We start from the raw sequence: 12,569 nt of genomic DNA, 5'->3' as shown, positions 1-12,569 counted from the left end.
GCTCCGACAATCAGCACGCCAGGCTGATGCGGACCTCGTCCTCCAGCGGCGGGTTCAGCTCCTGCCCCAGGCAGCCGGTCGCGGCGAAGCAGCGCAGGGTCAGCTCCTGCGGCGTCACCGAGACGTGCAGGAACTGCTTGAAGAACGGCGGCGTGTCCCAGTCGGACAGCTCCGACAGGTAGCGGTGGAACATCCGGTCGACCGGCAGCCGCAGCGGCCACGTCCAGGCGCCGAGCAGCCGCGCCGCCCAGCGCATGCGCCGGGTGATGCGCACCGGTCCTGTGGGCGTTCTGACCGGGGCGTTCTTGATGCGCTCGTTCATGATGCACGCCGCCTCGGCGGGCGTCAGGTAGAGCCACGGCATGCGCAGCCTGCGGGCGTAGAGCTGGCTGTAGAACGACAGCGAGTCGCCGCGCAGCGGATAGCACCTGAAGTCGTCTTCGTGCACGCCGTTCACGTCCACCCGCTCGATGGTGTGGGTGGCGTGCATGAACGCGCCGCCGCCGCCCGAGACGACGTACTGGATCACCCGGCCGTCGCCGAGCCTGACCGGGTAGCGCTGGTAGTTGTGCACGTCGCCGCCGATGGCCGCGACGTAGCGGTGCGCGGGGTCGCGGACGATGTCGTCGATGGTCCCGCCGTCCTCCAGCGGTGAGGGCTTGTACTCGTTGCCGGTGTAGATCGGCTTACCGGTGACCAGGATCTTCGGGCGCGGGTCGCGCGAGACCCGGCGCAGCCACTCGGTCTGGTCGCGGTCGATGACGTTGCCGATGCCGGTGTCCACGCCGACGATGAGCAGGCTCTCGCTCTCGATCGCCCAGTACGGGCCCGGCTGCGCGGCCTGGCCCTCGGCCTGCTGCGACGGCCTGCCGCGCAGCTTGCGGGCCTCGGCGAGCCGTTCCTCGTCGATGGGGTCGGGCTTGCGCCACAGCAGCCCGCGCAGCCCCTTGTCCGGCACGGGCTTGAGCGGCGGGGCGTCGCAGAAGACCCGCATGAAGCCGCCGAGCCCGTCGTACCAGTCGTGGTTTCCCGGTATCGCGTAGATCGGCGCGTCGTAATCCTGGTACGGACGGAAGAACTTGTCGCCGTACTCGTTGCCGGATCCGGTCGGATAGATCACGTCACTGGCGATGATGGCGAAGGACGTGCCGGAACCGACTTTCAGCATGCCCGGAACAACGGCGTACTGGGACGCGTCGCCCTCGCCGGTATCGCCCAGTAACAGGAAAGAGAAATTTCCCCCGACAGGCGGCTTGATGCGAAATTCCGGATCAATCCCGCGGGCCTTCTGCGCCTCGATCCACCGCTTGCGCACCTGCCCGGAAGGATCGCCGAACAAGGACGCGAGCACCTCGTTACGCGAGCGCCACAACGTCGCGGGATTCAACCAGCTGAAGCCCTTGCGATCCGGTCTGAGCTGCTGAAACGTCCCAATCTGCGAGCATGCCCAGCCCGCCCCTTCCTCCGACACCCGGGACGAAAGCTGCTTTCCCCGCTCAGCCGCTACTTCCACCATGACCACATCTTTACCGTGATCTACCTTCCATGCGACCTGAACGCTCCGTACCGTACGGAACACAGAAGGTTCGCAATGGTGTAGCCTTCCTCCCCCAAGCAAGCGGTTGGGATCGCCGAGGGGAGGCTCCGATGAGCCGTAAGGGCCCGGATGACGCGACCCGAAAAGGCACTTCCGGCGTAGAGGCCATCGAGGGTTTGCTGGCATTCGCGCAAACCCGGCCGCGCTGGAGCAGAAGCACCGCGCTCAACGGTTTCCGCGAGGCGATCGCCCGCGCGCGGATGCTGGCCGACGAGTCGCCTCGCGAGCACACCGAGCTCCTGGTGCGCTGCCTCCGCACGACCGCGCGGCAGCTTCTGTCATGGGGACGTTCCACGGAGGCGCTGCCGATGGCGCAGGAGGCGGTGGCGGTCGCCCGCTCCATCGGCGGCGCGCCGCTCATCGCCTCGTTGCACACGCTGGCCGCGGTGTACGAGGCCGAGCACCACTACAGCGAAGCCGCCGCCGCGCTGGCCGAGGCCGACGCGATACGGCCGGGCGAGGACACCTGACCCGATACGCCGGCCTCGTAGACCCGGCCGGTGCCGCGCCGGAGCCGCCTACGGGATGAGCACGCCGGGGTTGAGCACGCCCTCGGGGTCGAGCGACTCCTTGACCGCGCGCAGGATCCGCACCCCGACGGGGCCGATCTCCCGCCCGTAGGCCTGAAGGTGGTCGCGGCCGACGCCGTGGTGGTGCGTGATCGTGCCGCCTGCCTCGACGACGGCCGCGTTCACCGCCTCCTTGGCCCGCTCCCACTGCGCCACCGGCTCGCCGTCCTGGGCGACGACGACGGTGAAGTAGAGCGAGGCGCCGGTCTCGTACACGTGGGAGATGTGGCAGAGCACCAGCGGCGAGCCGAGCGCGCCGAGCAGGGCGAGCCTGACGGCGTCGTACAGGCGCGGCAGGTTCGACCAGAAGCCGGCCGTCTCCAGCGTCTCGACGGTCGCGCCGGCGGCGAGCAGCGAGTCGCGCAGGTACGGCGCGGAGAAGCGGCCGTGCTCCCACGCCTGGCCCGGCCCCTCGCCCAGCGGCTCGCCGCCGTACCGGGCGAGCACGGCCGACGCCCGGGCCCGGCGCGGCTCCACGTCGGCGCCCTCGTACCCGGTGATCATGAGGCAGCCGCCGGGACCGCCGGAGCCGATGGCCTCGGGATCGGCCAGGCCGACCATCGTCTCGGTCTCGTCCGACAGCCGCAGCACGGCCGGCAGCGGCCCCTCCTGGGCGAGCGCCCGCGCGGCGGCCGACCCGGCGGCGAACGCAGGGAAGCGCCACCCCTCGTAGCGCCGCTCCGCGGGCGCGCGCCGCACCCGCAGCCGCAGCGAGGTGATGACGCCGAACGCGCCCTCGGAGCCGAGCACGAGCTGGCGCAGGTCGGGCCCGGCCGCCGACTTGGGTGCGCGGCCGAGTTCGAGCGTGCCGGTCGGGGTGGCCAGGGTGAGCCCGGCCACCATGTCGTCGAAGCGGCCGTATCCGGCGGACGCCTGGCCGCTCGAGCGGGCCGCGGCGAAGCCGCCGAGCGTGGCGTACTCGAAGGACTGGGGGAAGTGCCCGAGCGTCAGCCCGTGCGCGGCGAGCAGCCGCTCGGCGTCGGGCGCGCGCACGCCCGGCTCGAAGTCGGCGAGCATCGACTCAGTGTCCACCGAGCGCAGCCGGTCGAGCCGCCGCAGGTCGAGCGCGACGACCCCGGCGAAGCGGTCGCGCCCGCTCGGCGCGAGGCCGCCCACGACGGAGGTGCCGCCGCCGAAGGGCACGACCGCGATCCGCTCGCGCGAGCACAGCTCCAGCAGCCCGGCCACCTCGTCGTGCGAGCCGGGCAGCACCACGGCGTCCGGGGCGTCGCCGCCGTCGCCGGCGCGCATGCGCAGCAGGTCGGGGGTGGACTTGCCGCGGGTGTGGCGGACGCGGTCCTCGTGCCCGGTCAGCACGTGCTGCTCGCCGACGACGCCGGCGAGCGCGCCGAGCAGGGCCTCGGTGAGGGCGATCGGGGGCAGCCGCACCTCCTCCAGGGCGGCGGCGGGAGCGACGGGCGCGCGGACGCCGAGCAGGTCGCCCAGCAGCTTCTTGACCTGGTCCGGCAGCTCGCGGGCCTTGGCCGGGTCGCCCCAGCCCGACCACAGCATGGGTTCTCCAGTCACCTTTACACTGTGACACATGACGTCGAATCGTCACAATGACGACGCTGTGCTGGACGCGGCACGTGACTGCGTGCTCGCCTACGGGGTGCGCAGGACGACGCTCACCGACGTGGCCCGCAGGGCGGGCGTCTCGCGGATGACGATCTACCGCCGCTGGCCCGACGTGCGCACGCTGGTCGCCGACCTCATGACCAGGGAGTGGGTACGCGTGGTGTCGGAGCTCGACCTGTCCGACCCGGTACGCGCGGTGGTGGCGGGCGTCAGGGGGCTGCGCGAGCACCCGTTGTGGCGCAAGATCGTGGAAGCGGACCCCGAACTGCTGCTGCCCTATCTGCTCGATCGGCGCGGCGCCAGCCACGAGGCCGTGCTCCAGGTGCTGGAGCCGGTCGCGGGCGGGCCGCGCAAGGCGCGCGCGGTGCTGCTCGTCGCGCAGTCGTTCCTGCTGTCCGCATCGACCATGCTCGACCCCGTGACCATGGACGAGCTCGACGCCGAGCTTGCCGCGCTACTGGAGGCCTACCTTGGATAGCTCGCTGAATGCCGCACGACGATCGCGCGAGCTGCGCGAGGTCGCCGAGCTTTCGGACCGGCGGCTGGACGTGCTGGTCGTCGGGCTCGGCGCGACGGGCGCGGGCGCCGCGCTCGACGCCACCTCACGGGGGTTGAGCGTAGCGGCGATCGACGCGCACGACCTGGCTTTCGGCACATCCAGATGGAGCTCCAAGATGGTGCACGGCGGCCTGCGCTATCTGGCCAAGGGGCAGGTCGACGTGGCGTACGAGAGCGCGGTCGAGCGCGGCATCCTGCTCCGCAGGACCGCTCCGCACCTGGTCAAGGCCCATCCGTACGTGCTGCCGCTGACCCCTGACGTCTCCCGGAGCCAGGCGGCCATGGTGATGACCGGCTACCGGGTCGGCGACGCGCTGCGCGCCGCCGCCCGTACGCCGCGCCGCCTGCTGCCCGGCCCCAGCCGCCTCAGCCCGGAGCGCACCCGCAGGCTCGCGCCGGTCCTGCGCGCGGACGGCGCGTCCGGGCGCCTGCGCGGCGGCCTGCTGTCGTGGGACGGCCGGCTGCTCGACGACGCCCGCCTGGTCGTGGCGATCGCCAGGACCGCCGCCGCGCATGGGGCGCGGATCCTGACCCGCTGCCGCGCGCTGCGCCTGACCGGCAACGGCGCCGACGTGCGCGACGAGCTGACCGGCGAGGAGTTCACGATCCGCGCCCGGGTGGTGATCAACGCCACCGGCGTGTGGTCGGGCGAGCTGGACCCCCGGGTGCGGCTGCGGCCGTCGCGCGGCACCCACCTCGTGCTCGCGTCCCGCTCGCTGCCCGGCCTCATCGCGGGCCTGCACCTGCCGCTGCCCGGCGAGAGCAACAGGTTCGCGCTGGTGCTCCCGCAGCACGACGGCCGCGTGTACGTCGGGCTCACCGACGAGCCCGTGGACGGCCCGGTGCCGGACGTCCCCGAAGCGCCCGAGGAGGACGTCAGAACGCTGCTGGAGGTGTTGAACGGGGTTGTTGAGACTCCGGTGACCAGAGAGGCCGTCGCGGGCGCGTACGCGGGCCTCAGGCCGCTTCTGGCGGCCGACGGCAGGACGTCCGATCTGTCGCGCAGGCACGCGGTGTTCGCGGGCGACGGCGTGGTGACCGTCGTGGGCGGGAAGCTGACGACATATCGGCGGATGGCCGAGGACGCGGTGGATCGGGCGGTCGCGCACGCGAACCTGCGGGCCGGGCGGTGCCGTACGCGGCGGATCCCGCTCATCGGCGCGGGGCCGCGCCCGTCGAACGTGCCGCCGCGCGTGACCGATCGGTACGGCTCGGAGGCGGATGCCGCGTACGAGCTGGTCAAGGCGCACCCGGAGGAGGTCGGGCTGGGGCTGACGGCGGGCGACCTGCTCTGGTCGGTGCTGCACGAGGGCGCGCTCGACGAGGGCGACCTGCTCGACCGGCGGACGCGGATCGGCCTCGTGGCGCAGGACCGGGAGCGGGCCCTTGCGGCGACACGGGAGGTATTGCACCGAACCTCCCGCCCATGACCTCTCCGAACCGTTAGGTTAGTCTTACCTAAGTCGGTTCGGGGAAGGAGCATGTGCGTTGGCAAGGGGCTGCGAGCATCCGGCCGGGTGCCACACCGGAGCGGTGCCCACTCTGGCGAGCGCCACGGTGGGCGCGAGGCTGTGGCTGCTCGTCGAATACACCGGACCGTGGCCCTCGCACCTGGAAAACTTCGAACTTCCTGAAAAAATCTCGGAACTCGTCCGCAGAGCGCTCGAACGCGGTATCAGGCCCCAGCTGATCCGCCGCCCCGGAAGGCGGACCCGCCAGCAGGAGCAGGGGATCCGTGTGCTAGTGGCCTACGCCGTGGGCGACCGTCCGTGGCTCGCCGGGGGCGTCATCGCAGGTCCTGACGATCTTGACCTGGACGCGCTGGTGGCCGGAGTGGTCCCCGAGTCCTGCATACTTGAAGACGAGCCGGTATTTCTGGTCTGCACGCACGCCAAGCGCAATGCGTGCTGCGCCCGCATTGGACTGCCCCTCGCTCGGTCCCTGGCCGAAAAAATGCCGGACAGAGTGTGGGAAACGTCACACGTTGGCGGCGATCGCTACGCCGCCAACCTCGTGTGCTTGCCACACGGAATTTTCTACGGCAGCATGTCTCAGGCTGCTGCACTGGCAGCGGCTAACGCGTACCGGGCGGGCGAGGTCATCCTCGACCGTTACCGGGGACGCGCAGGCATCCCTGAGCCATTGCAAGCCGTCGAGCACTTTGCCCGAGCCCATACGGGAGAGCGCTCCGTCGGCGCAGTGGCCGTGGAATCCTCCAGGATGGACGGCGACGTCACTCAGGCCATCGTGCGCTGTGGTGACGTCCGGCTCCAGGTTGTGATCGAACCATCGGCGTTCGCTGCGCCGTGTGGTACGGCTTGTGCCGAGACGATCACCACCTACCGGCTGGTTTCGCTGGACAGGCTCACGCCTGTGCGGTACGCCACGCCCGCCCTCACCTGATCTGGGAACATCACGGCCCAGCCTTGCGTTGGAACAGTGATGCCAAAAGCGTCCAATGCGGCTTAAATCCCGAAATACCTCTCACGAAGGTGGTTTTCTCATGTCTCAGGTACGTCGGCAGCTCGCCCGCCCCCGCCCCAGCTGGGGTTGGCAGGATGATGCCGCGTGCCGGGGTGAGGACCTCGTGCTCTTCTTCGGCCCCGATGGGGAGCGGCAGCCCGAGCGTGACGTACGTGAGCGGAAGGCCAAGGCGATCTGCGCCCAGTGTCCTGTCCGCAACGAGTGCCTTGACTACGCGCTGTCCCGGCCCGAGAAGTACGGCACGTGGGGCGGTCTCAACGAGGACGAGCGAGCCAGCGAGCGTCGCCGTCGCATGCGCCGCGCGGCCAGCGCCGGCATCTCCGCCGCCTGACACACACCCGGCACCTTCACCACACATCGCGTGATCACGCAGTTGTCCCGATGAACCGGAGCCTGGCGTTCCATGCCCAGGCTCTGGCGAACCCGGTCGGGACAACTGCCTGATCAGGCCACCGGCATCCCTTCGCGAACGAGCGGGGGGATGTGTTGTTTTCCGCACCGCGCACACCGGCCGCGGTCGCGATCCGCTTCGATGAGAGGCCACGTCCGCGCCTCGGCACGCATCACCGACGCGGATCACCGCGTACGGGCTGCCTCGGCGCGCATCCCCGACGCGGATCACCACGTACGGGCTTTCCGGCGCATCGCCCGTGCGGCCCCTCATACGCGCCGGCGCCCCTCTCGTGTCTTTGTCCTCACGAAAGGCACGCTAGCCGACGCATCCGACATTTTTCGTCACTGCACCAATTCAGCATCTTCCCCCGCATACCCCTGCCTGCTTCTGGCATCATCCGGGGCTCGCCACGCGCGGGGCGTCGGAGGCGACCGATACCGTCGCGGTCATGCCGACTTCGCATACCGCCTCCGTCCTGGCCGGCGATCTGCAAGAGGTCATCGCGCGGGCCGTCGAGATCCTCGCGCACGCCGACGAGCCCGCCGCCTGGGACTCCAGGGCGGGCTCGCTCGAACGGACGTGCTGGGAGACGGCCGAGCACCTCGCCGACGATCTGTTCGCCTACGCCGTCCAGCTCGGGCTGACAGTGCCGCCGCTCGACGCCTACGTGCCGTTCATGATGGAGAGCAGGAGGCCGGGCGGCCCGCGCAACAGCGTGCACGCCGACCGCGCGAGCGGCGTCACCGGGCTGCTTCAGGTGCTGCAGAGCAGCAGCGCACTGCTCATCGCGGTCGCGCGCACGGCGCCGCCGCAGGCGCGCGCCCATCACATGTTCGGCCCCGCCGACACCTCGGCCTCCGCCGCGATGGGCCTGGTCGAAACGCTCATGCACGTGCACGACCTGGCGCAGGGGCTGGGCCTGTCATGGACGCCGCCCGCCGGCGTGTGCGCACGCGCGCTCGGCCGCCTCTTCCCCAATGCCCCGGAGGGCGGCGACCCCTGGGCCACCCTGCTGTGGGCCACGGGCCGCGGCGACCTGCCGGGACGGCCTCGCCAGACGAACTGGCGCTGGCACAACGCACTCCCGCCCGAAACCGAAACCACCTGACCTGACCGAAAAGGCGGCGCGGCGCGGGAGCACGGCCAGGAACGCCATCCCGTGTTCCGCCCTCGAGGGGGCGGAACACGGGATGCGGTCAGACGATCAGGTCGTCGAACTCGCCGTCTTTGGCACCGAGGACGAACGCGGTCATCTCGGCCGGCGTGTAGACAAGCGCGGGACCGTCGGGAAAGCGTGAGTTACGCATGGCGATCTCCCCGTTGGGCAGGCTCGCGACCTCGACGCAGTTGCCGTTGGGGTTGCTCCGCTTGCTCTTGCGCCAGACGACGGGAAGGCGGCCGGCGGGCGTTCCGTTCCGGAACTCTTGCATGGGGGCAGCTCCTCGCGATCTTACGGATGCACGTGCATCCGCGCTTGCGAGGTGACAATACGGCAACACGACGGGCTCCATATACCGGACAGCCAAAATCCCTCTATGGAGTGGATCACACGGATATGTGACTCAGTCGGAGAGCAGGCGTTCCAGGAAGCGCCTGGTCGCCCTCGGCTCCTCCGCCTGGACGCTCAGCCGGTCCATGACCTCCATGTAGTGGTCGGAGTCGGCGGGCTTGTCCAGGTACAGGGCGGTGGTGAGCTGCTCCATGTAGACGACGTCGGGCAGCTCGCGCTCGGGGAAGCGCAGGATGCTGAACGGGCCGCCGGCCGCCGCGTGCCCGCCCCGCTCGAACGGCATGACCTGGATGGTCACGTTGCGCTCCGCGGTGACGTCGAGGAGGTGGGCGATCTGCGCGCGCATGACCTCGCGGCCGCCGAGCATGCGGCGCACGACGGCCTCGTCGATCACCGCCCAGACCGTCAGTCCGGTCTCCAGCCGCTTCTGCCGCGTCATCCGCAGCGCCACCCGGCGGTCCAGCTCGTCCTTCGGCGCCTTCTCGTGGGCCAGCGAGATCACCGCCCTGGCGTACTCGGGCGTCTGCAGCAGGCCGGGGACGAACTGGTTCTCGTACGTGCGGATGCTGGACGCGGCGCCCTCCAGGCCGATGTAGACCTCGAACCAGGAGGGCAGCAGGTCGCTGTACCGGTGCCACCAGCCGGGGGCGTTGGCCTGCTTGGCCAGGGTCAGCAGCGGCTCGCGCTCCTTGGGGTCGGTGACGCCGTACAGGGTGAGCAGGTCGGCCACGTCACGCTGCTTGAAACTGACCTGACCTAGCTCCAATCGGCTGATCTTTGCATGAGATGCGCGAATCGCATACCCGGCGTCCTCCCGGGAGATACCCTTTTCCGTGCGGAGCCTGCGCAGCTGAGTTCCCAGCAGAATCCGCAGCACCGTAGGGCTTCCAGGCGTATGGCTGAGAAGCTTCCCCTCCGTGCTCTCCGCGCTCACTCCACCGCTCCTCGGACTCTTCTGCACGTGCAGATGCGATTCGCATCCGTAAACTACGAAAAGTCTTGCATCGGTAAGCACTGGCCGTAAAGATGGGTATTGGATCACCAGACCGCGCTTCGGGGGCCAGGATGACGACTTTCGACGCACGGCCGCAAGCCGCCATTGGTTCCCGGCCACCGGCATGGCTCTCGTCCATCCTGGTCGACGGGCGGCCCGGCGAGTGCGACGCCGTCTTCCCCTTTCCCCGCAACGCGACAGTCGAGCCCGCGTGCGTGGCCACCGCACGGCGCTTCGTCGATCAGACGCTCGGCACCTGGGGCGTCGTGGAGGCCGCCTTCGACCTGCAACTGGTGGTCTCCGAACTGGTGACCAACGCGATCCGCCACGGCGGCGGCGCCGTGCAGCTCAGGATCCTGGCCCACGGAAGCGATCTGGCCTGCGTGGTCACCGACCACAGCCGTACCGTGCCGGTCGCCGCGGCGCCCGACGTCTTCTCCGAGTACGGGCGCGGCCTGCGGCTCGTGGACGCCCTCTGTTCCGCCTGGGGCTGGCTGTCCGCCGGCGGCTCACGCAAACTCGTCTGGGCCGTCATCACCGGCTGACCCCTCCTCCAGCAGGCGCAGCACGTCGTCGTCGGTGAGCTGCTCGAAGTCCTCGTACCACTGCCCGACCGCATGGAAGTCCGCCGGGGTCCGCAGCACCACCACCTCGTCCGCCTCATCCCTTAGCGACGCCACCGTGTCCGGCGACCCGACCGGGACGGCCAGCGTGACCTTCGCGGGCTTGGCCGCGGCCACCGCCCTGAGCGCCGCCCGTGCGGTGCCGCCCGTCGCCAGCCCGTCGTCCACCACGATCACCTCGCGGCCCTCCAGCGACGGCGGCGGGCGGTCGCCGCGGTAGACGCGTACCCGGCGGGCCAGCTCGCGCCGCTCCCGCCGTACCACGTCCGCCACCGACTCCGGCGTCATGCCGAGACGGCGCAGCAGCACGTGGTCGAACACCGGCTCACCGCCCTCGGCCACCGCGCCGACCCCGAGCTCGGGAGCCGGCGGGTAGCCGATCTTCCTGGTCACCAGCACCTCGAGCGGCACGCCGAGACGACGCGCGATCGGCGCCGCCACCGCCACGCCGCCGCGCGGCAGGGCGAGGACCACGGGGTCGCGCGCGCCCCGCAACCGCTCCGCGAGCAGCGCCCCTGCCTGGGCCCGGTCTGCGAAGAGCTCCATGATTGGTGCCCTACCCGCTCCCCGCCGCCCCTTTCGTCCCCTTCCGCCGGAGTCGGCTTCCTCCGGAGTCTGCGGCCGTCCCGCGCCAACCCGTTCGGAAGGGGCACTTCCGCGAGGGTTCCCTCGGCGCACAGCCGAAAGGGTGGGGTCGCCGAAAGGGTGGGGTCGCGCCACCGTTGACAGCGACCGAAACGGGAGGACGCGCGACAGCGCTCCTGCCGCCGGGTGCCCGGCACCTGGGCCGGCACCGACCGGTCAGGCGGGTGCGCCCGCCCCCGCTCGGGAGGGCGGGCGGGCACTCGCGCGACCGGCCGCTCGGCGAGCGCTCGCGGGACCGGCCGCTCGGCGAGCGCTCGCGTACGCCCGCGCCCACCGCCCCGAGGCCGCAAGCTCGCCAGCCCGCCCACCGCGCCGAGGCCGGGGGATCGGCCACCGCCTGGGCGCGAGGCTCACGGGGTCGCCGGCCGCCCGTGCACCGACGTCAGGGCCGGTTGCGGCCGGAGCGGCGCATCTCCTTGTGGATCACCTTCCACCGGTTCTGCTGCTCCTTGCGCAGCCGCGCGTCCGTCCTGGCCGCCATCCACAACGCCTCGCGCTGCAGTTTGCGCCAGCTGTGCAGGCGGCGCTCCGGCAGGTCGCCGTTCTCGACGGCCGCGAGCACCGCGCAGCCGGGCTCGCTGTCGTGGCCGCAGTCGCCGAAGCGGCAGCCGGCGGCCAGCGCGTCGATGTCGGAGAAGACGCGGTCGACGCCATCGCCGATGTCGTAGAGGCCGACCCGCCGGATGCCCGGCGTATCGATGATCAGCCCGCCTCCGGGCAGCGGGATCAGCTCGCGGTGGACGGTGGTGTGGCGCCCGCGGCCGTCGGCGGCGCGTACCTGCTGGGTCTCCATGACGGTCTCCCCGGCCAGCGCGTTGACCAGGGTGGACTTGCCGGCTCCTGACGGGCCGAGGATGACGGCGGTGCGCGAGCCCTCGAGGTAGCCGGCGACCAGCTCGACGCCGTCGCCCTTCAGGGACGATACGGCGTGCACGTCCACGCCGGGCGCGGCCGTGCGGACGTCGGCGAGCAGGTCGTCGAGTCCTTTGTCGAACAGGTCGGACTTGGTGACGAGCACGACGGGCGTGCCGCCGGACTCCCAGGCCAGCGCGACGAGGCGTTCGATGCGGCCGAGGTCGGCGAAGTCGGTGGAGTGCATGGACGGCTCGGCCACGAAGACGATGTCGACGTTGGCGGCGAGCACCTGGCCCTGGCCGTCGCCGGACAGCCCGCCGACGGAGTCGCGGCTGACGCCGCCCCGTACGAACGCGGTGGTGCGCGGCAGCACCTCGTCGAGCTCGTAGCGGCCCTCGGGCAGCCAGGTGAGCGCCACCCAGTCGCCGACGCAGGGCAGCGCGACGGGGTCGGCGGCCGAGGCTCGGCGTACGCGGGCGCCGTACTTGACGTGGTGCTGGCCGTCGGCGGCGATCACCTCGGCGGCGCCGCGATCGACGCGGGACACCCGGGCGGGGACGGTGCCGTCGGGAAGGTCGGCGGCGCGCAGGCCGGTCCAGCCGAACAGCGAAAGATCGTAAGACAACGCAGTGAAACCTTTGATCGAGAAGGTGACAAGGAAGGCTCGGGGCCGCTCAGACGAGCGCCCGGAGGTGGACTGAAGGCACGGCGAAGACAATGACCCGCATAGTCCTCACCTCCTCGATCGTTTGCCGAAGCGAC

General features: G+C 71.1%; 13 protein-coding genes. 7 read left to right on the top strand and 6 right to left on the bottom strand.

Annotation, left to right across the window (positions count from 1 at the left end):
• Positions 1 to 10: 10 nt before the first annotated feature.
• Positions 11 to 1,168 carry a metallophosphoesterase gene (locus tag WBK31_RS05700; protein WP_364067434.1) on the bottom strand — a complete coding sequence of 386 codons (1,158 nt, stop codon included), beginning with the start codon at positions 1,166 to 1,168 and terminating at the stop codon, positions 11 to 13.
• Between the two features lie 545 nt (positions 1,169 to 1,713).
• Between WBK31_RS05700 and WBK31_RS05695 the strand changes: the two genes are divergently transcribed.
• Positions 1,714 to 2,067: a hypothetical protein gene (locus WBK31_RS05695; RefSeq protein ID WP_406674425.1), complete on the top strand. Its 354-nt coding sequence runs from the start codon at positions 1,714 to 1,716 to the stop codon at positions 2,065 to 2,067.
• Positions 2,068 to 2,115: 48 nt separating this feature from the next.
• Here WBK31_RS05695 and WBK31_RS05690 read toward each other — a convergent pair whose 3' ends face one another.
• Positions 2,116 to 3,678: an FAD-binding oxidoreductase gene (locus tag WBK31_RS05690; protein WP_364067700.1), complete on the bottom strand. Its 1,563-nt coding sequence runs from the start codon at positions 3,676 to 3,678 to the stop codon at positions 2,116 to 2,118.
• Between the two features lie 31 nt (positions 3,679 to 3,709).
• Between WBK31_RS05690 and WBK31_RS05685 the strand changes: the two genes are divergently transcribed.
• From WBK31_RS05685 to WBK31_RS05665, 5 genes are all read left to right on the top strand, one after another.
• On the top strand, positions 3,710 to 4,222 hold the full coding sequence (locus tag WBK31_RS05685; RefSeq protein ID WP_364067432.1) for a helix-turn-helix domain-containing protein: 513 nt from the start codon (positions 3,710 to 3,712) through the stop codon (positions 4,220 to 4,222).
• Complete coding sequence (locus tag WBK31_RS05680; RefSeq protein WP_406674424.1) at positions 4,215 to 5,732, top strand: glycerol-3-phosphate dehydrogenase/oxidase; 1,518 nt, start codon at positions 4,215 to 4,217, stop codon at positions 5,730 to 5,732. The genes WBK31_RS05685 and WBK31_RS05680 overlap by 8 nt, the downstream gene beginning before the upstream one ends.
• A 127-nt stretch (positions 5,733 to 5,859) precedes the next feature.
• A complete protein-coding gene (locus WBK31_RS05675; protein ID WP_364067429.1) occupies positions 5,860 to 6,705 on the top strand; it encodes a sucrase ferredoxin in 846 nt (281 codons plus the stop codon).
• Between the two features lie 100 nt (positions 6,706 to 6,805).
• A complete protein-coding gene (locus WBK31_RS05670) occupies positions 6,806 to 7,117 on the top strand; it encodes a WhiB family transcriptional regulator (protein ID WP_080036407.1) in 312 nt (103 codons plus the stop codon).
• A 511-nt stretch (positions 7,118 to 7,628) separates the two neighbouring features.
• Positions 7,629 to 8,288, top strand: coding sequence for a hypothetical protein (locus tag WBK31_RS05665; RefSeq protein WP_406674423.1), 660 nt, complete (start codon positions 7,629 to 7,631; stop codon positions 8,286 to 8,288).
• Between the two features lie 88 nt (positions 8,289 to 8,376).
• Here WBK31_RS05665 and WBK31_RS05660 read toward each other — a convergent pair whose 3' ends face one another.
• Both WBK31_RS05660 and WBK31_RS05655 read right to left on the bottom strand, forming a co-directional pair.
• Complete coding sequence (locus tag WBK31_RS05660) at positions 8,377 to 8,610, bottom strand: DUF397 domain-containing protein (RefSeq protein ID WP_364067425.1); 234 nt, start codon at positions 8,608 to 8,610, stop codon at positions 8,377 to 8,379.
• A gap of 132 nt (positions 8,611 to 8,742) precedes the next feature.
• On the bottom strand, positions 8,743 to 9,567 hold the full coding sequence (locus WBK31_RS05655) for a helix-turn-helix domain-containing protein (RefSeq protein ID WP_406674422.1): 825 nt from the start codon (positions 9,565 to 9,567) through the stop codon (positions 8,743 to 8,745).
• A gap of 188 nt (positions 9,568 to 9,755) precedes the next feature.
• Here WBK31_RS05655 and WBK31_RS05650 point away from each other — a divergent pair, with 188 nt between their 5' ends.
• Positions 9,756 to 10,229 (top strand): ATP-binding protein, encoded by a 474-nt coding sequence (locus tag WBK31_RS05650; protein ID WP_406674421.1) that lies wholly within the window; start codon positions 9,756 to 9,758, stop codon positions 10,227 to 10,229.
• On the opposite strand, the gene WBK31_RS05645 is transcribed toward WBK31_RS05650, so the two are convergent.
• Both WBK31_RS05645 and rsgA read right to left on the bottom strand, forming a co-directional pair.
• Positions 10,194 to 10,853 carry a phosphoribosyltransferase family protein gene (locus WBK31_RS05645; protein WP_364067422.1) on the bottom strand — a complete coding sequence of 220 codons (660 nt, stop codon included), beginning with the start codon at positions 10,851 to 10,853 and terminating at the stop codon, positions 10,194 to 10,196. The genes WBK31_RS05650 and WBK31_RS05645 overlap by 36 nt on opposite strands.
• A gap of 481 nt (positions 10,854 to 11,334) precedes the next feature.
• Positions 11,335 to 12,432 carry a ribosome small subunit-dependent GTPase A gene (rsgA, locus tag WBK31_RS05640; RefSeq protein ID WP_378784442.1) on the bottom strand — a complete coding sequence of 366 codons (1,098 nt, stop codon included), beginning with the start codon at positions 12,430 to 12,432 and terminating at the stop codon, positions 11,335 to 11,337.
• Positions 12,433 to 12,569: the final 137 nt, after the last annotated feature.

The organism is Nonomuraea sp. N2-4H (assembly GCF_045291505.1).
Lineage (GTDB): Bacteria > Actinomycetota > Actinomycetes > Streptosporangiales > Streptosporangiaceae > Nonomuraea > Nonomuraea fastidiosa.
This window is presented reverse-complemented; position numbering and strand designations above follow the sequence as displayed.